Genomic DNA, 22,540 nt, shown 5'->3' on the forward strand with positions numbered 1-22,540 from the left:
GTATGAGTGAGAGTCAGGTCGGCCGGAGGGAGCTCAGCAGGGACGAGGTCGCGGACCAGCTCCGCGCGCTCGGGGTCAAGAAGGGTGGAGTCCTGCTCGTACACACGTCCTTCCGGGCCGTGCGGCCGATCGAGGGAGGACCGGCTGGCCTGATCGACGCGCTCCGAGCCGTCCTCGGTCCCGAGGGCACGTTGGTCACGCCCGCGTGGACGGGAGACGATGAAGAGCCGTTCGATCCGGCGACCACACCTGTGTCTGAGGACCTCGGTGTCGTGCCAGCCACCTTCTGGCGGCTGCCCGGGGTCGTGCGAAGCAACCACGCGTTTGCGTTCGCGGCGGCCGGCCCGCAAGCGGCGCGGATCACCTCGGATCCACTTCCCCTCCCGCCCCACATCCACGAGAGCCCTGTCGGCCGTGTGTACGATCTGGACGGGCAGGTGCTCCTCCTCGGGGTCGGTCACGACTCCGACACCGCGATCCACCTGGCGGAGCTCCTCGCGGGCGTTCCGTACCGCACGCCGAAGTACATCACCGTCCTCCAGGATGGGCGCCCGGTCCGGGTCCACTATGAAGAGAACGACCACTGTTGCGAGCGCTTCGCCTTCGCGGACGGGTGGCTACGGGAACGGGGCCTCCAGTCCGAAGGGCGCGTAGGACACGCCCATGCACGGCTCGCTCGCGCGCGGGACATCGTCACAGTGGCACGCGAGCACCTGGCCCAGGAGCCCCTCGTGTTCCTCCATCCTCCGAGCGCGGGGTGTGCCGAGTGTGACGAGGCGCGCAGAAGCACGGTTCGTTGACGCTCGAGCGCCACACACCCCTGCATGCCATGGCCGGTTGGCGGCTCGGAGGTGGAGCAACGGAGCGGGCGGACGTGAGCCGTGCGCGGGATGGTGGCACCATGGGGGCTGATGAGCCGATACCTGACTCGGAAGCTGTTGCCGCTGTGCGTGTCCCTGTTGCTCGCCGCCTGTGCCCGGTCCTCACCGGCCCAGCGTGGGGAGGAGGCCTCGGGCCTCGACTTCAAGTCCTCCCTGGCGGTGCTGCTCGAGCACCGCGTCGAGCTGGCCCTGACCCCCGAACAGGTGGACCGCTTCGAGAAGCTGGACTTCACCCTTCACGAGCGGAACGTCCCGCTCCACTACGAGCTCGAGTCCCTGAGGGCCCAGAACAAGAAGGGCAACCGTCCTTGGCATGGGGGCTACATGGGCGGCGGGCAGCACGACGTCCACGGAGGGAAGGGCGGCTCGACGAGCGGGCCACCCGAGGCCGACCGGGAGAAGCTCGTGCGCCGCGAGCGGCTGGAGCTCATCGAGTCCAAGCTGCGCCAGATGCAGGACAACGACTCGGAGGCCTACCTCGAGGCGGAGAAGGTGCTGACGGACGCGCAGAAGCCCCGGGCGCGCGAGCTCTTCTCGCAGGAGCGCGAGAAGCTGCTCAAGCAGTTCGAGGCCATGCACTTCCAGATCCGCAAGGGCGAGTACTGAGCCATCAGTGTTTGCCGTACTCCAGCGGCACGCCCTTGCGTTGGGCGTAGATATACGCCTCCATGGCCCGCATCTTCGGGTCGTCATCGGCGAGGGGCTTGCCGCGCACCGGGTTCTCGATGCACCAGTTGATCATGTCGCGTAGGAGCGCCACGCGGCCGAACTGGACCTGGTACTTCGGGTAGGTCTCCGGGTGCGTGTTGGCCGCGTCCGGGTGGCACATGTCACACGACACCGCCACCTTGCTCCCGAGCGCGTTCGCGTCGTGGAAGACGCGCTTGCCCTCGTCCACGAAGGCCTGCGTGGAGGCGGCCCAGATCTCCTCGTCCCGCTTGCTGAAGGCGCCATAGGTATGGCCCGTCTGGAGGTTCGCGCCCTGTTGTGCCGCCACGCCCGGGGCACCCGAGGCCGCGCTGGGGCCGCCCTCCTGGGTCGACTGTCCCGCCGAGGGCTTCTGTGGCGTGGGCGGCACCGCGGGAGGGCTGCGGGGGCCCTTGGGATTGGGGCTCGGCGGTGGGGTAGGGGCCTGGGCCACCACGTCCCAGCGTGCATCCGGGTTCTTGCGGCGCCACTCCGCCATCAGCTGCTGGGTGACATCCAGCGCCTGATCGCGCGACAGCTTCTCACCCTCCTTCACGCCCTTCACCTCGAGGGACGTCTCGCCGTCGCACAGGCCGAGCACGAGGTTGCCGTCCTTGGAGGGGGGCAGGGTATGGCGGGGGGGCTCGTCGGGGGCGGGTCCGGTGGCCAGGGCCGCGCCGCCCAGACCGGACAGCAGCGTGCACAGGCCCGTGAGGAGCTTCATCCGGTGGGTCATGGCTTTCTCTCGCGGGTAGGGGCTAGTAGCTGGGCATCTTGGGGCGGGGAGGGACGTCCTGCTTCCCGTTGGATGCGAGGTAGCTCGCGCGCACGGTGATGGGAGCCCGGTCCCACAGCCTGTAGAGCTTGTCGACGACGCCGGCCTCCAGCGCGTCCACCCTCCCGGTCCCGAGGCCGTCGAAGTTGCTGAAGGGATCCACCCGGTTCATCTGCACGGTGAGCGAGGGCAGACCCTCGGGTGCATAGGGCCAGGGCCACGCGGTGGACAGCATCCCGTGGAAGTGGATGTTGTCGATGCGGTTGCTGAGCAGCTGGTGCGTGTGGCCGTGGATGACGGTGACGTGCTCGAAGGGGCGCAGCAGGGCCTGCACCTCCTCGGCGTCCTCCGTCCAGAAGTTCCACGGCCGGTAGTACTTGTAGAGCGGCGAGTGGCTGAAGACGATGACGGGCGTCTTCTTGTCCACCTTCGCCAGGTCCTGCTTCAGCCAGTCGCGCTGCTCGGGGCCCACCTCGAAGCGGGACTGGATGCCGTTGTCCAGCCCCGCGACGATCTTCATCCGCTCCATGGGCGTGTAGCCGGGCTTCGTCCAGAAGTCCTTCTCCACCACGGACATGAGCACCACGAAGTGCACGCCCTTGTGGTCGAACGAGTAGGTGGGCTGGCCGAACAGCTCGCGCCACGCCTCGCCCAGGTCGAGGAACCAGTCGTGCTCGCCGACCATCATCCGCACCGGCGCCTTGAGCGCCTTGAGGATCTCCGCGCCCAGCTTCAGCTCCTCGCGCTGGCCGAGCTGTGCCAGGTCTCCGCCGAAGAGAACGAAGTCCGGCTGGGGGTCCATCGCGTTGACGTCGTCCACGGCGCGCAGGATGGAGCGCACGAAGCGATCATTGAGGTCGCGCGTGTACAGGTGCGTGTCGGAGATGTACGCGAAGGAGAAGCGGGGCTTGTTGCCCTGGGCCTCGGCGACCCGGACGAGCTGGAAGCCTTGCGGCGTCACCAGCCCCATGCCCGCGGCGATGCCGGCGGAGAGTCCCGCCACGCGCAGGAAGGCCCGGCGGTCCAGCCTGCCCAGCTCGTCGAAGAAGGCCGCGCGCTCCTCGTAATACTTCGTCTCGATGCTCTTGTATCCCTTGCCCATGGGCCGTGCGCCTCCTACTTCGCCGGGGTCTTCGCCTTCTCCGCCGCCTTGCCCGCCGCCGTCTCGCCGCCGTACACGCCGATCTCCGCGGGGTTCTTCACCGCGAAGTCGGGGCTCACGCCGATGTCTCCCATGTTGCCCTTCTTCCCCGTGGCCAGTGCGGTGTCCCGCTCCGGGCGCACGTTCTTGCGTGCGCGCTGCCTCGCGAGCTCCTGCGCGTTGAACTTCGCGTAGCGCTCGTCCGTGAGGGTGAAGAGGAAGGCGACCATGTCGTCGATCTCCGCCTCGGTGAGACCCAGCCGTTGCATGCCTCCGTCCAGGAAGGGATTGGCGACCCCGCCCTTGTTGTAGTGGTCCATCACGTCCCACAGCGTGGCCAGCGAGCCATCGTGCATGTAGGGCGCGGTGATGCCGATGTTGCGCAGCGTGGAGGTCTTGAAGCCGCCGACGTCATTCTCGCTCTTCGTCACCAGGAAGCGGCCCAGCTCGGAGAAGTCCGTCTGCAGGGCCAGCTCGTCGATCTGCTTCTGGTCGCCGGTGCGAACCACCCGCACACCCTCGCGGGCGAGCTTCACGAAGTCCTGCTTGTGCGCCGCGATGCCGATGTTGTGGAACTTCTGATCCGAGAACAGGGGCGCGGTGGCGTTGGCCGCATGGCACTCGTTGCAGCGGGCCTTGCCGTTGAAGAGGGCCCAGCCGCGCTTTGCCGAGGCATCCAGCGCCTTCTCGTCGCCCTGGAGGAGGAACTTGTCGAAGGGCGCGTTGCCGGAGAACTGGGTGCGCTCGAAGGCCGAGATGGCGGAGGCCAGGTCGTCGTAGGTCACCTCGCGCCCGAAGACCTTCTGGAACTCCGAGGCGTACTCGGGGATGCCGCGCACCTTGGCCACCACCGCCTCGGGCGAGGGCATGGCCATCTCGACGGGGTTGAGGATGGGCAGCTTCGCCTGCTCCTCCAGCGTGGCCACGCGCCCGTCCCAGAACTGGGTGGCGTTGAACATGGCGTTGAGGACGGTGGGGCTGTTGCGCTTGCCCTTTTGCTTCTGGACGCCCTCGGCGAGGGGCTTGCCGTCCACGAAGCCCTTCTCCGGGTCATGGCAGGTGGAGCAGGAGGTGGAGTCGTCGAGGGACAACCGTTTGTCGAGGAACAGCTTCTGCCCGAGCGTCACCTTCTCCGGCGTGGGCTCGGCGCCGGGCGGGACGGAGAGCTTCCACAGCGTGGCGGAGACGCCGGGCGGCAGCTTGGGGGGAGGCGGCGCGCTGCCTTTGGGAGTGTCCTGCGCTGATGCTGCTCCAGCCAACAGCAGGGCGGCGAGCACCCGGGAAACACCAACCCCACGCCTCATGGTCGTCCCTCCAGCGAGCACGGCCAGAAGCAATAGACCCGGGCCGTGGATGCGCCAACCGGGGAACGCGAGGGGTGTTCACCACTCGGGAATGTCGGGAAGGCGATACGAATCCGGGCTCAGGGCGCGACGTGCTGAATCCAGATGTTCCGCGTCGCGATGTGAGGATGCGCGACCAGATCCGCGATGCGCTGTCCCGGAGGGAACGGCCGGTTGAACGGGTAGCCCAGCTCGTGCGTGCCCGCAGCGTCATCGCTCACGAGGTTCTGCTCCCCGTGGCTGATCATCACCATGAACCGGAAGAGCATGCCTTCACGCCGGCCGCGCGGCAGCAGCAGGTGGAGCGGCCAGCCGCGCTCCTGCACCACGGACGAGAGGCGCGCGGGCCGGAAGATGACCGCGCGCTCCGAGGGCTTCAGGGTGTGGACGAAGCAATCCAACTCCATCCACATCCGGCGATCCTCGGCGAACGCATCCGCCGCGGCATGGAGGCGCACCGTCACCTTCTGCTCGCGCGGCAGCAGGTTCTCCACCCGCAGGACAAAGGAGAACGCGTCGTGGTCGAGGTGTGGCTTGAGGATCTCCCTCCCGCCCGGCAGTCGCACGGGTTGCTGCGCCATTCGGGTGCGCAGCGTGTGCGTGCTCGAGCGGAAGGCGGGAGGGGGGCTGGTCCAGTGGTCGCCGCCGAAGGTGGCCTCTCCCCACCGCTGCCCGTCGAAGTCCGGGGAGGCGGCCTCGGGGATGTCCTGGTGGAAGCACACGAGGATGTCCGGGCTCTGGTGCGCCGGGGCGATTCCATCACCGAGCCACTTGCGCACCAGCACCTGGGGGGCATTGGCCGACACGTCGTGCGGCGGCAGGTGGGTGCTCTGCCACGCGTCGATGATGTCGTCCACGTGGCGGTGCCAACGGTAGAAGAGGGGATCCCTCGCCGCGGTGGCCGGGGACGCCAGGACACCGGGCAGGCCCGACCTGTCGCGAGGCCCGGTGAGGCAGGCCAGCAGCACGTGCCCCAGGTTGTGGTGCGAACCGTAGGGGCCGAGTGGATCCGCCCAGGCCTCGCCGTCCACGGAGCCCATGTTGGACTCGGCCGTGTCGGCGAGCTGCTCGATGTCCTCGATGAGGATGGGCGTGTTCCCCTGCCACAGGAGTCCCGAGGAGGCCGCGGTGAAGAGCCGGTCGCGGCGCATGGCGTGGTCCGTGACGCCGTAGCCGGGCAGATCCTTCGGGCTCAATCCGGACGGCCGGGGGGCGAAGCCGGGGAGTCCAGCGTCATAGCCCTCGTTGATGGGGGACGCGTAGTCCTCCAGGGGCACGACGCGGGGCATGCCGAACGCCAGCCGCTCCGTGTCGTAGCGGGCCAGGAGCTGCTGGTGCACGTACCAGAACAGCTCGCCCCTCCGCTCCTGCAACAGCCGCCGCTGGGGTTGAGCGGGGTCCGGATATCCGGCCGCCGGGTGCAGGGCATGCCACGTGTCGACGTGCTCGTTGAGCCCCGTGTCCTCGCGGAAATAGTCGAGCCAGATCTCCGCGCCGGGAGTGCCGGGCGGCCCCTTCCGCGGTGGCTCCGTGCGTCCCGAGGGCACCACCAGCTGCGGAGCCCGCTCCCGCAGGGGAGGTACGGGCAACGAGCGGCCCTCGGGGTGGTAGGCGATGAAGACGCGCAGCGCGTATTTCACCCACTCGGGGTCCCCGTGCCGGGCTTGCCGCTCGGCCTCGTCGAGCACCGCCGCGAGTCCCGCCTCACCGGGCGCCGCGTTGGCCAGCTCCATGAAGCGGGCCGCCATGGACAGCGCCTGCTGCTGATGGGAGGGCAGGAAGGGGAGGAAGCGATGACCGGAGGAGGCGGGCTCCAACGGGGCGAGCTCCCCCCGAGGCGTCATCGGCAGGGGCGCGGGAGAGGCCTCCAGGCCCAGAAGGGCCCGGACCCGGGTGTGCAGCTCCGAGAGGCTCACTTGAGGCCGACGTAGATGTTCTGGACGTCGTCGTCCGCGTCCATCGCCTCGAGGAAGGCCTCGACCTCGGTTCGGGCCTCGCCCTCGAGGTGCACCGGGTTCTTGGCGATCCACGCGAGGTTCTGCGCGCTCACCGTCCAGCCCAGGCCCGTGAGCGCCTTGCTCACCGCGTCGAGCTCGGTCGGATTCGTGAGGAAGCGGGTGGCGCCTTCCTCGGCGGCCTCGAGGTCCTGCGCGCCTGCCTCGATGGCGGCGGTCTCGGCATCGGCGTCGTCGGCGGGAGGCGTGGCCTCGATGACACCCAGGCGGTTGAAGTCCCACGACACCGCGCCGCTGCTGGCGATCTGCCCCTTGCGGAACAGCACGCGGATGTTGGTGGCGGTGCGGTTCTTGTTCTCGGTGAGGCACTCGACGATGACCGGCACCTGGTGAGGGGCGAAGCCCTCGTAGATGATGGTCTCGTAGTTCACGGGCTCATCGAGCAGGCCGGCGCCCTTCTTGATGGCGCGCTCGAGCGTGTCGCGGGGCATCGAGGCCCGCTTCGCCTGATCGACTGCCATGCGGAGCCGGGGGTTGCTGCCCGGGTCGGGACCACCGGCCTTGGCGGCGACGATGATCTCCTTGACCAGCTTCGTGAAGAGCCGGCCCTTCGCGGCCGCGTGTTCGGTGCGGCCCTTGTGCTTCCATTGAGCGCCCATGGTTGCGCTCCTACCTCAATTCCGGGCCCGGTTCATACGATTTCAACCGGACCCGGAGAGGGTCTCAGAACCAATCGCCGTACACCTTCTCGTCGAGGCGTTGCCAGATGCCGTTCTCGAGCTTCAACGTGATGGCCTTGTAGCTCACGAGAGAATTGCGATCGAGGTCGGCCTGGGCCGTCACGATGACCGTGTCGGGACTGGTGCTCGTGACGTCATAGCGGAAGTAGACGTGACCATCGGGCGCCCAGCCCAGGTCCGACCAGTGCCCCAAGCTCATGTCGAAGGGCTTCTTGGTGCCGTCGGCGGGGCTATTGGGGTTCTGCGGCAGGTCGACGACCGCCCCGCCCGGAAGCTGCCCGGCATGCGTGGAGGCGTAGTCATTCAACATGCGGATGAGGGAGTTGACCATCGCCTCCCGCTCGGCCTGTTTGGTGCGAAGCATGACGTTCTGGAACTCGGGCAGCGCCACCGTGGCGAGGAGGCCGATGATGCACACGACGATCATCAGCTCGATGAGGGTGAAACCCTGGGGTGCGCGGTGGGGGTGAAGCATTCGATTGGCCATGACATGCTCCCTTTGCTTCGTCAGGAGGGGAAGGAACTCGAGGCTCACGGAGTGGTGTTGCCGGCGGTAGCCGGAGGTTTCGGAGCGCGGACGAGGAAGTAGTTGCCCGGGCCCAGCTCCTTCACCAGCATACCCTTGGCCTCCTGCTGCTTGAGCCATGCCTGCAGCTCCGGGCTGGTGGGTCCGATGTGCGTCGAGCGCACCACGAGGGCGCCCGTGGCCGTGTCGGGGAAGACCATGGTATTGGCGGGGGCTCCCGGATAGAGGGGCGGCTGCGGTGCGGCCTGCGGCCTGTTGAGGGCGTGGTAGGCGCCCACGGCGGCGACCACCAGGGCCAGGGCGACGACCATCCATTTCTGCGACGCCGGCTGGCCCTGCTGCTTCTGGGGCTCTTCCGCCTGGAACGTCACCTTGCCGGTGGTGGCGGCGGGCTTCTTCGGCGCCGCGTGGACGGGCGCGGGCGCTGGGTTCGCCGCCGCCGCCTTCACGTTGCTGGAGAAGTCGACGGCCTCCTGGGTCAGCGTCTCCCACGTGCGATCGATGGCGAGGGCCAGGTCCGGTGAAGCCGGGTTCGAGGCGCGCAGGGCCTCCAGGGCCTGGTCCACCTCGGCGAGCAGCGCGTTGAGCGCCACCTCATCCACCTTGCCTTCCGCGGTCAGCAGCAGATCCTGCGCCGCCGCCAGACGCCAGCGCATCGCCACCGCATCTCGCAGGGCATCGGCCAGCCCGTCGTCCTGGAGCGCCTCGCGCTCGGGAAGGGTGAGCTTCTCCTGAAGCTTGCGAGCACCCGGCAGCGACACCACCAGCAGTTGTCTGCCGCGCAGCACATCCAGCGCCTGCGCCTGGGTGGGCACGTTCCCGGGCCACGTTGCGGGCTTCTCCAATTTCCTGGGGGCGGGTGCTGGCGCGGTGGCCGCGCTCTCATCCGACGTCGGGGGGAGTTGGGTCTGCTGTTCGTTGTCCATGAGCCCACGCGGTGTGACGGGTGGCTCATCATCCGATCTGTCGGGGGCTCAATACAATGTGCCCGCACTGTGCGTGTCGAGCTGGCTGGGCTCTCGAGCAGCCCGGCGATTCATGCAGGTGAATGGTTTCAGTTCCAATAGAAGACAGTCGTCCTGGCTTCCCGCTTTCGCAGCTCTCCTCACGGGGAGGGAGCGGCGGGAGAGGGAAGCGGGCGGCCGGTGGAGGCCTGGGCCATGCGCACCGCGCGCTCCATCAGCTCGCCCTGGACCCAGCGCTTGTCGCCCTCTGGAGTGCGGCGCTTCCACATCCCGTTGGCGTCGAGCACCCAGGCGTGGGTGTTGTCCGAGAAGCTCCGGTCGAGCATGTCCCTCACCTGGGCGGAGAGTTGGGGATCCTCCATCGGTGTCAGGGCCTCCACGCGGTGATCCAGGTTGCGCGGCATGAGGTCCGCCGAGCCGATGTAGCAGCGCGACTCGCTTGCTCGCTCGAAGAGGTAGATGCGCGAGTGCTCCAGGAAGCGGCCGAGGATGGAGACGACGCGGATGTTCTCCGAGACGCCGGGGACGTTGGGGCGCAGGCAGCAGATGCCGCGCACGTTGAGGTCCACCTTCACGCCGGCGCGCGAGGCGTCGTAGAGGGCGCGGATCATCTCCGGATCCACCAGCGCGTTCATCTTCATCTGGATGCGCGCGGGGCGCTCGGCGGAGTGGGCGGCGATGGTGCGGCGGATCTCCTGGAGCAGGCCCTCGCGCATGTTGATGGGGGCCACCAGCAGCTTGCGGAAGGACTTGGGGCGGGCGAAGCCGGTGAGGAAGTTGAAGAGGTCCGCCACGTCCGCGCCAATGTCCGGGTCCGTGGTGAAGAGTCCGAGGTCCGTGTAGAGCCGGGCCGTCTTCGAGTTGTAGTTGCCGGTGCCGACGTGGACGTAGTGGCGCACCCGATCGCCCTCGCGGCGGACGATGAGGATGGCCTTGGCGTGCGTCTTGAGGCCGGGGATGCCGTAGACGACGTGCGCTCCGGCCTCTTCCAGCGCGAGCGCCCATTGGATGTTGGTGCGCTCGTCGAAACGTGCCTTGAGCTCCACCATGCACACCGCCTGCTTGCCCCGCTCCGTGGCGCGGATGAGCGCCGGCACGAGCGGCGAGCTGTCCGACGTGCGGTAGACGGTCTGCTTGATGGCCAGCACGTCTGGGTCCTCCACCGCCTCCGTGACGAAGCGCTCCACCGAGGTGGCGAAGGACTCGTAGGGGTGGTGGACGAGCAGATCCCCCCGGCGCATGGCCGACATCACGGTGCCGACCTCGCCGGTGTCGCTCTCCGCCTTCAAGCGGGGCTGGGTGACGGGGATCCAGGGGGGATCCCTCACCTCCGCGAAGCCCGGCGTGGACACCACCGACATGAGGTCCGTGAGATCCAACAGACCCTGCTCCTCGTAGATCTGCCGGGGCTCCAGTCCGAGCGCCTCCACCAGGGGCTCGAGCAACTTGGGGTTCATCCCCGCCTGCACCTCCAGGCGGATGACATCTCCGAAGCGGCGCTGGCGCAGCTCCGTCTGCACGGCCACCAGCAGATCCTCGGCGTCCTCGGAGACGGTGTAGTCCGCGTCCCGGGTGACGCGGAACAGCCCACGGTCGAGCACCTCCATCCCGGGGAACAGGGCGTCCAGGTGGTGGGCGATGATCTCCTCGAGCGGGACGAACGAGGTGCTGCCCTTGAGCGGGACGAAGCGCGGCAGCAGCTCCTTGGGGACCTTCACCCGCGCCACGTTCTCCGTCTCCGTCTCCGGATCCCTCAGCAGCACGGCCAGGCTGAGGGAGAGGTTGGAGATGTAGGGGAAGTGACGTCCCAGGCCGATGGCCAGCGGGGTGAGCACGGGGAAGATCTGCTCGCGGAAGCGCTGGTCCATCTGGGTGCGCGCTTCGGCGTCGAGCTCCTTCATGGAGAGGATGCGCAGGCCCTTCTCCCTCAGCGCGGGGCGGAGCTGGCGCTCGAAGCAGTCGCTGTGGCGCCGGCCCTGCTCGAGGATGCTTGCGTGCAGCTTGTCGAGCGTCTCGCCTGGGGTGGCCCCGTCCGGCACCAGCCGTGCCACACGGCCGCGCACCTGCTCGTGCAGCCGCGCCACGCGAATCATGAAGAACTCATCGAGGTTGCGGGCGTAGATGGCGCAGAACTTCACGCGCTCCATCAGCGGCTCCGCCGGATCCTCGGCGAGCTGGAGCACCCGGTTGTTGAAGGCCAGCCAGGACAGCTCCCGGTTGAAGAAGAGACCGCTGTCCGGCACGTCCATCCCGGGGGGGATGACATCCCGCTCGATGGGTTTGCTGGTGGTGCCGCGGTGGGAGGAGGCGCGTTTGGACATACGTTTCAGGAGGCGGCGTGCTCGGCGAAATAGCCGAGCTCATGGCGAGGCTCTGCCCGCCGGGGCGGTATACCCCGGGGCTCGACGTCGTAGGACTGCTTGTGGGCGCGCGCTTCCATCAACTGTGCCAGGCACTCCGCATGGGCTCGGATGGACAGCACACACATGTCGAACCGGTTGCCCGGATCGTCCTGCCGGACAATGGCCCACCCCTCCAGTGGAAGTGGGTCCTGCATATCCGCCCGCCAGAGCACCCGGTTGATGGAGAGGCCCAGGTGCGCGAGTGCGTGCTCGACCTCCAGGTGCTCCATCCACAGCACGGCCTCCCGGGGAGTCTTCGAGGACACGCAGGGGAGATCGACGATCAGCTCCAGGCCACAGCCACACTGAAATCCCCACCGGTACCTGGGCCCCAGGCCGTCCTGCTCGTCATGCATGAGCGCGGGTCCGAGGCGCCGCTCGAGCTCTGCCTGTGACACCCTCAGGGTACAGGCGCGTTGCTGCTGGCCCCAGAGGGCGGGATGGTTGGCGGGGAGCGGCTTCATGGGGGTTCTCCTGTGCGTGGGAGGGAAATCTAGTGCTCGAAGCCGGTACCGCCAGGCGTGCAAGCACGCATCGTTCAGTTCAGCAAACGCACCAGGGCCGCGAGCCTCGCGATTCGCTCGTGTGGACTGTCCACCGGGTGGCAGGAGCTGGACGAGGAGCCCGTGACCGGCCGGTCTGCATGCGGGCCTTCGGCGGGGGGACGCGGGTCTTCATCACAGTTCCCGGCGCCGCCATCGACCCGGCTGGCCTCGCGCCCGGGGCCGCGTCCACTCTCCCTGGAGAAGACCATGTCACCCGACCTCCATGCGCATCGCGTCCTCATCACGGGGGCTTCGGGGTTCATGGGCTCCTGGCTGGCCGAGCACCTCGTCGGCCGGGGAGCGCTCGTCGTGAACCTGCTCTCGCGGTGGGAGCCGTGGGGGCGCTTCGTCCAGAGCGGGCTCGTCCACCGGGTGGAGAACGTCGTCGGCGGCGTCGAGGACTACCCCACGCTCGAACGGATCATCGCGGAGCACGGGGTGGATACGGTGTTCCACCTCGCGGCCATCTCCGTGGAGGGGCTTGCGTTCCAGTCGCCGCACCTGGCGCTCGAGGTCAACGTCCGGGGGACGTACAACGTCCTGGAGGCGTGCCGGAAGAACGCGGACACCGTCCGGCGTGTCATCATCGCCTCGAGCGACAAGGTCTACGGCGACAGCCCCGTCCTGCCCTACACCGAGGAGCTGCCGCTCCAGGGCCGGCATCCCTACGATGTCTCGAAGTCCTGCGCGGACCTCATCGCCCACGCCTACGCGCACAGCTACGGCCTCCCCGTGGCCATCGGACGGTTCGGCAACATCTATGGTGGAGGAGATCTCAACTGGAGCCGGCTCATCCCCAACACCATCCGCCGGGTGCTGGCCGGTGAGCCGCCCCTGGTCCGAGTCCCCGCTCAGGGCGACTTCATGCGCGACTTCCTCTACGTCCGCGACGCGGTGCAGGCGTACATGGCCATGTTCCACGGTCTGGACGCGGGCGTGGCCCGGGGAGAGGCGTTCAACTTCGCGATGGGCGGGAGCTGGACGGTCCTCGAGGTCGTGAGGACGCTCCTGCGGCTCCTCCACCGTGAGGAGCTCCAGCCCCACATCACCCCGGCCGCGCACGGGGAGATCTTTCACCAGCACGTCTCGGCACAAAAGGCGCGGCAGCTCCTGGGTTGGGCACCGCAGTACAAGCTGGAGGAGGGCCTGGAGGAGACCATCGCGTGGTACCGCCAGCACCTCGCGGGCGGCGACGTTTCCTCCGACCCGGTGCGCCTGGAACATGCCCAGGCGATCGCCTCGTAGGCCATGGATGGGAGCGGCCGGGTCTTCATGACCTTGGGAGGGGGCCTCCGAGTGCGGGGCCCCCTGGCCGGGCCTCACGGATTGCTGAAGGTGCCCTCCGGTGCAGTGGCGGACCACGTATTGATGCGGACGTTGAGCGCCCGGAACTGAAGCGACGTGGCCCAATCACCCATCAACACGATGAAGTTCGGCGTGGTGAGGACCCGGCCATTCACCGAGCGCTCGATGACCGTGCCGTCCACGGTGGTCCGGACGCCGTAATACAGGTAGGGGCTGCCAGTCGCGGGGGTGATGATCTGAGGCTGGAAGGCGGCCCCTGGGGTGGGTCCAGCGGCCGTGCCGTACCCCGCGCCGGTGATGACGGGAGTGAAGGCGCCCTGGGTGACGCCGTCCGGCTCCAGCGCGAAGTGTCCGAAGTCGATCGCCGCCGGCGCGTTGGGCGAGGCCTGGATGAGCCGCACCAGGGGCGCTGGCACCGCGTCCGGTGCGAACTCCTCCTTCACCACGGTCAGCCGGGTCTCTCCGCCCTCGGTGCCGCTCACCACGGCCAGGTAACGGCGGCCCGCCTCGAGCGGACCCGTCGAGGCCTGGGGCAGCACCTTCGCGGTGCTGTCGCCGGACACGGTGAACTCGAGAGTTCCGCCCGTCGAGGTGACCGGCAGATCGCCAATGGCGGGCGCGGCTCCATACCGGAGGTTGTTGGCGATGATCTGCGAGCCATGGAGGACCTGCAGGGTGGAAGGAGTCGAATCAGCCGTGGCTGGATTGACGGCGTGGAAGAAGTAGAGGAGCGGATCCCGCTTCAGACGGACAGCGCCGTCCCTGCCCGCGGGGATGAGCAGCAGCGCGGGGGCGCCTTCGTCCTGAAGGGTGCGTCGGTCATCGCCCGTGGTGATGGCGAACCACGCGCCCGTGGCGAGTGTCCCGGTCGGAGGGGAGAAGAACAGCTTGCCGCTCTGCGAGGGCGTGAAGTTTGGCGAGCCGATGACCGAGAGCCGCGAGGGGTTCGCCGGAACGGAGACGCCGCCCGTGCTCGCCTCGGCCGAATAGGGCTCCACCGCGGTGGTATAGGGCGTCGAGCCCGTCTCGTTCGCGAGCCGGCGGCTGCGGCCCGTTCCGGTGACTCGGTCGGCTGTCACGTAGCGGACGCGGACGGAGCCTGCCTCGACTGGCTCGAAAGACTCCTTCAACACCAGCACTCGAGGCCTGTCCATGCGGGTGTCCTGCCCGGCGTAATTGACATTCCCGGTGCCCACGAGAGTGAGGCGCTCCTTGTCCTCGAGGGTGATGGCCTCCGAGGTCGCCACCGGGGCCTCCGTGGGAGCCGCCTCCGCGTTGCGCACGGCGAATTGGACGCTCTCCCCAGGGGTCAACTCGAGCTCCTGGTAGGCCGTCACCGCGTCATCACCCGGCACCACCGGCGCAGCGAACAACTTCTTGCCCCCGACATAGACGTCGAGCTTGTACGGCTCCCACGGTGCGTCTGCCTTGTCACTGGGGTTGTTCTTCAAACCCAGATGGGCGTTGACGAAGCGGACGTACGCCTTGGGCGTGGGCGTACCGGCATCGGTGCCCCCATCGGCCGGAGGAACGACGATGACGCCTCCGTCGTTCCCCCCGTCTCCGGCGTCTGCCCCGCTTCCGCCGTCGGCACGGGTGTCACCCGCGTCCGTCTCATCAGGGGGGTTCTTCGAGCCGCCGTCGTCGCAGCCGGTGGTGGTCCCGGCCGTGAAGGCGAGGACGCTCATCAACAACCAGACACCCAGGACGTTTCTCTTCACGCTTGCTCTCCAACGGGAAAATCAAGGACAGACAACCGCATGAGGGGGCACGAGGCCGCGCCCCCACTTGTGGCTCATCGCTTGTCGCACTCGCTGCGCAGCGGGTAGACGCGGCCCTTGGACAGCTCGTCCCTCAGGTAGAAGTAGGCCATCACCCCCGCGTTGAACTGCGCGTGCTGGAGCCATTCCGAGACCGCGGCGTCATCCGTTCCGGCTTCAATCTCCGGGGTCAGGGGATTGTCGAGGGTGCAGATCTGCTTCCACAGGGTGGCGCCGCCGATGGCGGTGGGATTGCCGCTGGGGGGCTCGCTCGAGCCGGTGCCGAACTTGCCGGCGCGCACGAGATCACAGGCGCCGCGGGCGGCACCGAGCATGTTGGCGCCCCACCTGCCCCAATCCGTATCCCGAGGCGAGAAGTCGATGTCCACCTCGCCGTACTTGATCCAGGCCTGCATGAACTCGGGGGTGAACGTCACCGTGGTGCCACCCGAGGCCATCCACGCCAGGTAACGCGCACCGCCATGCGTGCCGAGCACTCGCTCGAACATGGCCAGGTGGGGCTCGCCCGTGGAGGAGGTGCCGAACAATCCCTTCACGAGGTTGGCCACGCGCGCCCCATTGAGCGCGACGAGTGTCTTGGCGGCACCACTCTGCCCATCACCCGCGCGCCCGTGACAATTGGCGCAGATGCCCTGGAACACCGTGGCCCCGGGGGTGGAATAGTAGAGCTCACCCCAAGGCTGCTTGGGATTGCCCAGCGTGTCCTTCATCCACGGCTCGATCGGAGCCGGCGGCGGGGCGCTGGTGTCGAAGGTGCAGCCGGGCTTGGGGGTCCAGAAGTTGGTGGGAATGCGCTTGCGGGCGAGCGCCTCATGCGCCTCGGAGATGGCGTAGCGGGTCAGGTACTCGAAGGGGGGCTGGCCGATGCTGGAGGCCCAGTGGGTATTGCGCGGCTCGTAGGGAACCTTGTCGGTGAAATCCTCGGAGACCCAGCGCACGTCCGGTGGATCCTGGCAGGTGTCCTTCACTGCGAGCTCCGCCTGGCGCAGGCGCTCCTGCCGGCGAGCCTCCTTCTGCTCCGTGCTCAGCCCGCTGTCCCGAGGCCAGTCGAGCGAGGCGATCCACCGCGCCACCAGCAGCGAGGCGCGGCAGTCCTGGCCGGGGACGTTGGCGGGCATGTGGATGATGCGCTCATCGGTGTCACGCGAGACGCGCTGGAAGAGCGTGCTGGCGGGGGTGGGGCTCCGCAGATCGGCGGCGAAGTCCGTCACCGCGAGGTTGACGTAGGAGCGCAGCCCGTTGCTCTCCTTCAGCGAGGTGGGGAACTGGTACAGGATGCCGCCCGCGGAGAAGTCGAGTGAGGCAATCGCCGGGTTGCTCTTCACCGCGAACCCGTTCGGGTTGTGGCACTGCGCGCAGTTGCCGATGAAATACCCCTGGAGCTCCAGCTCCTGCGTGTTGCGCGGGCGCTTGCTGCCGTACGTCTCCAGCTTGGGCAGGTCCTCGCTCGAGCGGATGCCGGTGAGGAGGCCATAGCTGATCAGCCGGTCCACCTGGGAGAGCTCATCCGTGAGCACGTCCGCCGCGGCGTCCACGCCGCCCGAGCCCCCGCTCCGCCGGTTGAGCTGCAGCGGGGTGAAGCCGAGGACGAAGTTCTGGCCCTCGGAGCCGGTGTGACAGTCGATGCAGCGGTGCCGGCCGGGGATGGCGTAATTGCGCGTGGCACCGGTGGCCTCGTCGGTGCGGTAGACGAGGACGCGGTCGGAGAAGCTCGAGCCATCGCGGTAGCGCAGATCATGCAGCTCCGCCACCGTCTCGTCCTCGTTCCAGAGGTATGTGCCGAAGAGCGAGTCCTTCCACGGCTGTCGCACGACGATGAGCCGGGTCTCGATCTTCCGGTAGCCCACGTGGCCCTGGGCGTCCTTCACCGGCTTGAAGAATGTCTTGTAGAAGCGGGTATTGGGCGGAATCTCGAAGCGCTTCGTCGCGGAGTCATACCGGATGGACTGACCGGAGGGCACGTGGACCTGACGCAGCTTCCTGGCGTTGTCGGAGAAGAGGGGATAGGTGGGCGCGAAGGCCACGGTGCCGTGACGAGCCAGCTTCTCCGCCTCGAAGGTCACGATGTCGGTGTCCGTCTCGGACAGGAAGCGGGGCAGGGAAGTGCGGCTGGCGAACCAGGCGTCCTTCTCCGGATCGCTGCCCAGCGGCTTGCGCTCGGGGAGGCAGTTGCCGAGGTCGGTCATCGCCTCGCCCACGTCGCGCGCCACCACCGTGCCACCGTCGCTCGTGCCTTCCTCCCGCACCTCGAAGGAGCCCTCCGGCGTGCCCTGGGCGAGCCAGGACGAGAGGGCCTGTCCCAGTGCCACCGCCTGCTTGAGCTGCTCGGCGGTGGGCAGGGGAGGCATGGCGCCCTGCGTGGCCATCCGGGCCATGCGGGGGGCGGTCTCCCTCAGGCCGGCGAGATCGGAGGTGTACTGGAAGCCCCCCACGATTTCGGGCGCCTTGTGGCACCTGCCGCACTGGGCGTCCACGCGCGCCTTCAGGTTGTCGAAGGTCTCGGTGACGACCTCTCGGGTCGCCGAGCGGCGCAAGGGAATGCGCTCGTGGGATTGCACCGGGGCACAGGTGGAACCCGTGGGCGTACCACCGTCACCCGCATCGGGTCTGTCCGTCTGGCCTCCGTCCAGGACGGCGGCGGGCTTCTCCGGGGGCGTACAGCCGCCCGCAATCGCAACCATGAACATGGACACACCGAGAGCGAGGCCCGGGGCGAGCCCATTCCTTGTCATCACCATGAAGCCGGTTCTCCTCCTGCGCGGCGCAACCCTTATCCAGGAATGTGGGCTCGTGTTTGACAATTCATCGTAACGAAAGCCGGGCTGGAATCTTTCAGCCCGGCTTCCTTGTCGAGAATGCGTGTTTGTTTACGGGACGGTGACGGCCCGGATCTTGCCGAGCTTGTGGGCGGTGCGCTCGGTGAACCAGAGGTGCGCGTCCAGGCAGTAGCGGCCCGGCGGGGCGAAGACGATGCCCGAGGGCCGGCTGTTCAGTGTGGGAATGGAGAACTCGGAGAGCTCCCCAGCGTAGGTGATGCGGCCAATCCGGTTGCCATTGAGCTGGGTGAACCAGAGGTTCCCATCCGGGCCGAGCGAGAGGGCAGAGGGCGAGCTGCCGGCGGTGGGCAGTGCGTACTCCGTCACGACGCCGTCAACGGTGATGCGGCCGATCTTGTTGCCAATCTGCTCGGTGAACCACAGGGCTCCGTCGAGGCCCGCGGTGATGGCGCCCAGCCCACTCTTGAGCGTGGGGACGTCGAACTCGCGGATGATGCCCTCGGGGGTGATGACACCAATCTTGTTGGCGGCCTGCTCGGTGAACCACATGTTGCCGTCGAAGCCCGGCGCGATGGCGCGCGGCTGGGACGAGGGGGTCGGCACGGTGAACTCGGAGATCTCCCCGGCGGGGGTGATGCGGCCGATGCGATTGCCCGTCACCTCGGTGAACCACACGTTGCCGTCGGTGCCCGTGGCGATGCCGGCGGGGCTGGAGCCGAGGCTGGGGAGAGGGAACTCGGTCACCACGCCGTCCGGTGTGATGCGGCCAATCTGGCTCACGGCCAGCTCGGTGAACCAGAGGTTGCCGTCGAAGCCCGGGGTGATCTGTTGCACGCCGGCAAATGGCGTGGGGAGGCTGAACTCCGTCGCCTGGCCGTCACGGCTGGCGCGGCCGATCTTGTTGGAGCCAGACTCGGTGAACCAGAGGTTGCCGTCCAGGCCGACGGTGATGCTCAGGGGCGCGGCACCGGTGGGAAGGACGAACTCCTCGACGGTGCCAACGGTGCCGTGGGAATCACGGCAGATCCAGGGCGGCGCATGGGCTCCCGAGAGGTTCTGGGCGAGCGCCGGGGCGGCGAGCGTGGAGACGACGAGGCACGACGTACCGAGGATGGAGCGGAGAGCGGAGCGCATGGGAATGTCCAGGGGTGAAAAAGGAATGGGGGCCGGAGGAGCAGGCGCTCCCCCGGCCCCGGTGCTACTCAGTGGGCGTGGTGGGGATTACAGGCCCTTGCACACGCCGGCGCCGCGGCCCAGATCGCCGCCGCAGTCGAGGGGGCTGACCGTGCTGCAGGAGACGAAGCCCTGCTGAACCAGGATGTTCTCGAAGTCCTGGGTGTTGGTGCTGTAGACCCAGTCATACAGGGCCTGCTCCTCGGACGACTTCGTGTAGTTCACGTTCTCGTTGAGGAAGAGCTTGCGAGCGAGCGGGTAGACGCCGGTGGTGTTGCTGGCGATCAGCTTGCGGATGTTGGCCGCGGTGGGAGCGATGCCATTCACATTGAGCGCCGCGTTGCCGGTGCGCTTGGCGGAGTCACCGGCGTAGCCGATGGCGTTGGTGTTGTTGGCCGTCAGCTTGCCGATGCAGGTGGTGGCGCTGTCGGTGGTGGCGCAGGGGGAGGGGTTGGAGGCGGACTCGTCATTGATGACGACGACGTCGGCGCAGAACGTGGTGCAGCCGAGCAGCGACTTGAAGGTGTCCGTGGTGCCGGACAGATCGTCACGGCGGTACTTCGCGATGGTGCCGGCGGTGGGGCGGCCCAGGGCAGACCAGTTGCTGACGCAGGTGGTGGCGCTGCCGGTGCCGTCACCACAGAAGACCTTCTTCAGGTCGGCGGTGGAGATGCTGTTGCTGGGAAGGGCGCTGTAGGTGGAGCTGCTGACGAAGGCGTTCACGGCGTCGAGCGCGATGACGTTGCTGGACTCGCCAGGGCAGCAGGCGCCGCTGGAGGCGGAGCCACCGGCACAGGTGCCCGCCTTGAAGTCGCGCGACATGGGGGCGAGCGTCTGCTGACGGCCGATGCAGAACGTGCCGGAGCCATTGCGCAGACAACCCTCGCCCACGCCCGAGCCCTTGCCCTCGACGGTCAGGCCGGCGCCGGACTGGACGTTGGCGGCGATGGTGGCCTCCTTGAGGGTGTCCGAGCCGTAGAACTCATTGTTGGGACCCAGGCTCTGGGACACCGAGGACGGCTGCTGCTCGGAGCCCGAGGACTGACCACCACAGCCCACCACCGACATCGTCACCACCACGGCGGCCGACATCACCCACTTCATCTTGTTCATGACGACTTCTCCGTGTTGCGAGGGGTCAACTGGCGCACGCGCTTCGCCCATGTGACTGTCTTTTGACAAGGCAAGGACTCTCCGCCGAGCGGTGCTGGAACGAGGGCTTCGCGAGAGAGGCGTCGAACCCGGTGGGGGCCGGTTTCGACGGGGCGCAAGGTGCCTCAACTCCAGGCTGCTTTGCGCTCCAATTGCGTCAAGATTCAGCCAGCAGCGGGTCACGTGTCACGGCTGTCTGCCGTGTCACGGATGTCTGTCATTGATTGTAACGGAGGGCGCTGGAGGTCGTTTCGTTGCAATCCCGTGAGGATTGCGGCTCCTGGCGAATGGGAACGAGGAAGCCGGGAGCGAAGTGGAAGCAGGGTCAGGGGAAGGATGGCGCCCTTCCCGGCACGGGCGAGCTCGGGGGCCGGTCCCAGGTAAGACCGGGAGTCCCATCGCGCGAAGCTTCCTACGACTTCTTGGTCGGCTCGAGAGTGCTGGCGTATTGGAAGAGCGCCTTCCGCCACATGTTTCGCTCCTCGTGGCCTGTATTGAGGCGACACAACTCGGCGGCAAGGGTCCAGTTCCTGGCCTTGACGGCATCGGCGAGCTCTTTGCGTTTCGTGCTAAGCGCGTATGCGCCGGCATTGTAGGAGAAGTCGAGAAGAGCACGGCGGACGCAGCGGGGATAGGTGTCGAAGTGTGGTTTGAAGACAACCTCCCTGAGCTGATAGATGAATTCCTGTTCGAGCCGCTTCCTCAGGATCTCACGAATATCCTGGTCGGAGAGGGCAATGGTCGGCCGTGACGCATACTCTGTAGCGTTCATCTTTGGTGGCTTGGCCGTGACGGCCCTGAAGGCCGCGTCGATCTCCTCCGGCGTCGCCGCCCTGGTGGCGTCCATGTTTCGGAAGGGCAGCTTCTTGGCTTCTTCTGCAGAACGAAGCAGGTTGCCGGCTCCCACCGTGACGTTGCCCTCGGTGTCCTGATACATGTACGCGACGACTCCCTCCCAGGCGGTGAGGTCGTTCCACATGTCGTCAAAGGAGAGCGGCGTCTTCTGATCGCCCGCATCGGGAGGCGGTGCCGGGAGCATATTGATGCCCGACTTTCGCCGTTTGGGACGAGGCGGGCGCTGCTGCATCGGGACTGCCTCGTACGAACAGATCCAATCGGCATCCAGGTCCCAGGTGAGTGCTTGTCCCTTGAAAAGGGAGAGCTTGCTGTCATCGAAGTCCAGATAGGGAGTGATCGGACCAGGCTTGCCGTCCCGAGTCGCTGCCGGGATCGAGAGGATCGCGAAATCCGGCGAGGGGGGCAGGGCGCCAGCGTCCAGTTGCTTGAAGAACCAGTGACGTTCTCCCAGGTAGCCCTCGAAGACGCCATCGTCTTCCAAGACAAGCCGGACGGCGGTGGAGTGGTAGTCCATGGGTGCCGGCTCGTGTGAAGTCGGCTGTACCAGGGCCACGTCGAGGCGGAGATCCGCACGCGGAGACACTCCCGAGATCTTTCCGCTCACCTCCCAGGTTCCCTCGATAGAGGGGGCGTACTCGACCTTGAACTCCTCGAGTTTTGGCTTCGGGACCGCGAGGAAGTCCTTCTTCTCGAGCAACAAGGTCGGTGTGCCACCGCTCCTCGTTCCCCAGAGCTGCCAGGCGAACTCGTAGCCTCCGGCTTCCTCCTCTCCGAGCTCCGCCAACTGGCGGCAGCTGTCATCCGTGAAGCCGATGGCCCAGCTTCGACTCCAGCGCGCCGCGTTCCACTTGTGTGTGAAGACGGTCGTGGGGACTCCGAGCGCGATCTCGGTCGACCCCTCATCGAGCTCCACCACTCGCAACTCGAGGTCCGCCTGTTGGAAGACGAGCGCGAAATCGGGCTTGAAGGTCACGAGCTCGCCGAAGAGGAGCTTCTCTGGCAGCGTGACCTTGATGTTACAGGGATTGTTGAACTCGATGGCCGGTTTGAAGACGGCTGGATCGGCGTGGGGAAAGTTCGGGGTGATGGAGTAGCCCAGTTTCCCCTGACCAATCAGGCGCTGGGCGATCAAATCGACCTGGGGGTTCTTGCCGTCGACCTTGACCTGGAACCGTCCGTTCGAATCGACGTTCATCGTTATCTTGCCGTCAACGGGATAGGACGAGACCTGTTCCCCGTGTGCCACCAGCCAGGTGAGTCCACAGGGATGTTCCTTGGGGGGGAAATTCCTGCACGAGCCCTCGATGGGCACCTCGAGGAGGAGAGACATCGGATTTTTGAACTTGAGCGTAACCCCCATCCCCGGCGGGTCGAATGTGATCGAAGTCCGCGGGACGATCACGAAATCGAGCGTGGCCCGGTAGCCCGCGCTCAGGTGGACGCTCTCGGTCTGTTTCACGGCCTGCTGGGCCTGGGCTTCGGCCTGTGCTGCGCTCTCGCTGGTGCTTGGCGTGGGCATGGTTCGAGATCGGCT

At 67.4% G+C, this 22,540-nt stretch carries 17 protein-coding genes; 3 read left to right on the forward strand and 14 right to left on the reverse strand.

The annotated features are described in order from the left end of the window. Nucleotides 1-2: 2 nt before the first annotated feature. Together aac(3)-IV and DAT35_RS47340 are read left to right on the forward strand one after the other, a co-directional pair. Nucleotides 3-800, forward strand: a complete 798-nt coding sequence (gene aac(3)-IV, locus DAT35_RS47335) for an AAC(3)-IV family aminoglycoside N-acetyltransferase (protein WP_108075950.1) — start codon at nt 3-5, stop codon at nt 798-800. 111 nt (nt 801-911) lie between these two features. Beyond that, nucleotides 912-1,487 carry a hypothetical protein gene (locus DAT35_RS47340; RefSeq protein ID WP_146210169.1) on the forward strand — a complete coding sequence of 192 codons (576 nt, stop codon included), beginning with the start codon at nt 912-914 and terminating at the stop codon, nt 1,485-1,487. Between the two features lie 4 nt (nt 1,488-1,491). On the opposite strand, the gene DAT35_RS61470 is transcribed toward DAT35_RS47340, so the two are convergent. The 9 genes from DAT35_RS61470 to DAT35_RS60250 form a co-directional block, all read right to left on the reverse strand. Then, a complete protein-coding gene (locus DAT35_RS61470) occupies nt 1,492-2,304 on the reverse strand; it encodes a c-type cytochrome (protein ID WP_233262127.1) in 813 nt (270 codons plus the stop codon). A gap of 22 nt (nt 2,305-2,326) precedes the next feature. Continuing rightward, entirely contained in the window at nt 2,327-3,445 is a 1,119-nt protein-coding gene (locus DAT35_RS47350; protein WP_108075952.1) for a metallophosphoesterase, read from the reverse strand. Nucleotides 3,446-3,459: 14 nt separating this feature from the next. Continuing rightward, entirely contained in the window at nt 3,460-4,788 is a 1,329-nt protein-coding gene (locus tag DAT35_RS47355) for a cytochrome-c peroxidase (RefSeq protein WP_108075953.1), read from the reverse strand. 119 nt (nt 4,789-4,907) lie between these two features. Beyond that, nucleotides 4,908-6,743 carry a tyrosinase family protein gene (locus DAT35_RS47360; RefSeq protein ID WP_108075954.1) on the reverse strand — a complete coding sequence of 612 codons (1,836 nt, stop codon included), beginning with the start codon at nt 6,741-6,743 and terminating at the stop codon, nt 4,908-4,910. Next, a complete protein-coding gene (locus DAT35_RS47365) occupies nt 6,740-7,441 on the reverse strand; it encodes a YebC/PmpR family DNA-binding transcriptional regulator (protein WP_108075955.1) in 702 nt (233 codons plus the stop codon). Before DAT35_RS47365 ends, DAT35_RS47360 begins: the two co-directional genes overlap by 4 nt. A gap of 64 nt (nt 7,442-7,505) precedes the next feature. Continuing rightward, on the reverse strand, nt 7,506-8,009 hold the full coding sequence (locus tag DAT35_RS62235; RefSeq protein ID WP_304466087.1) for a type IV pilin protein: 504 nt from the start codon (nt 8,007-8,009) through the stop codon (nt 7,506-7,508). Between the two features lie 44 nt (nt 8,010-8,053). Then, nucleotides 8,054-8,974, reverse strand: coding sequence for a hypothetical protein (locus DAT35_RS47375; RefSeq protein WP_146210170.1), 921 nt, complete (start codon nt 8,972-8,974; stop codon nt 8,054-8,056). A gap of 179 nt (nt 8,975-9,153) precedes the next feature. Beyond that, nucleotides 9,154-11,334: a polyphosphate kinase 1 gene (ppk1, locus tag DAT35_RS47380; RefSeq protein ID WP_108075957.1), complete on the reverse strand. Its 2,181-nt coding sequence runs from the start codon at nt 11,332-11,334 to the stop codon at nt 9,154-9,156. Between the two features lie 5 nt (nt 11,335-11,339). Further along, nucleotides 11,340-11,879, reverse strand: coding sequence for a hypothetical protein (locus tag DAT35_RS60250; RefSeq protein WP_199243220.1), 540 nt, complete (start codon nt 11,877-11,879; stop codon nt 11,340-11,342). Nucleotides 11,880-12,167: 288 nt separating this feature from the next. Here DAT35_RS60250 and DAT35_RS47395 point away from each other — a divergent pair, with 288 nt between their 5' ends. Then, entirely contained in the window at nt 12,168-13,205 is a 1,038-nt protein-coding gene (locus DAT35_RS47395) for an NAD(P)-dependent oxidoreductase (RefSeq protein ID WP_108075959.1), read from the forward strand. Between the two features lie 74 nt (nt 13,206-13,279). On the opposite strand, the gene DAT35_RS47400 is transcribed toward DAT35_RS47395, so the two are convergent. The 5 genes from DAT35_RS47400 to DAT35_RS47420 all read right to left on the reverse strand — a co-directional run bounded on the left by DAT35_RS47400 (nt 13,280) and on the right by DAT35_RS47420 (nt 22,465). Next, nucleotides 13,280-14,986, reverse strand: a complete 1,707-nt coding sequence (locus tag DAT35_RS47400; RefSeq protein WP_108075960.1) for a DUF4397 domain-containing protein — start codon at nt 14,984-14,986, stop codon at nt 13,280-13,282. Nucleotides 14,987-15,060: 74 nt separating this feature from the next. Further along, nucleotides 15,061-17,784: a hypothetical protein gene (locus DAT35_RS47405; RefSeq protein WP_108075961.1), complete on the reverse strand. Its 2,724-nt coding sequence runs from the start codon at nt 17,782-17,784 to the stop codon at nt 15,061-15,063. A 129-nt stretch (nt 17,785-17,913) separates the two neighbouring features. Next, nucleotides 17,914-18,957, reverse strand: a complete 1,044-nt coding sequence (locus tag DAT35_RS47410; RefSeq protein WP_108075962.1) for a Virginiamycin B lyase — start codon at nt 18,955-18,957, stop codon at nt 17,914-17,916. Between the two features lie 87 nt (nt 18,958-19,044). After that, a complete protein-coding gene (locus DAT35_RS47415; RefSeq protein ID WP_108075963.1) occupies nt 19,045-20,109 on the reverse strand; it encodes a substrate-binding domain-containing protein in 1,065 nt (354 codons plus the stop codon). A 451-nt stretch (nt 20,110-20,560) separates the two neighbouring features. Next, nucleotides 20,561-22,465, reverse strand: a complete 1,905-nt coding sequence (locus tag DAT35_RS47420) for a hypothetical protein (RefSeq protein WP_158502170.1) — start codon at nt 22,463-22,465, stop codon at nt 20,561-20,563. Nucleotides 22,466-22,540: the final 75 nt, after the last annotated feature.

This window comes from Vitiosangium sp. GDMCC 1.1324 (assembly GCF_003044305.1).
Lineage (GTDB): Bacteria > Myxococcota > Myxococcia > Myxococcales > Myxococcaceae > Archangium.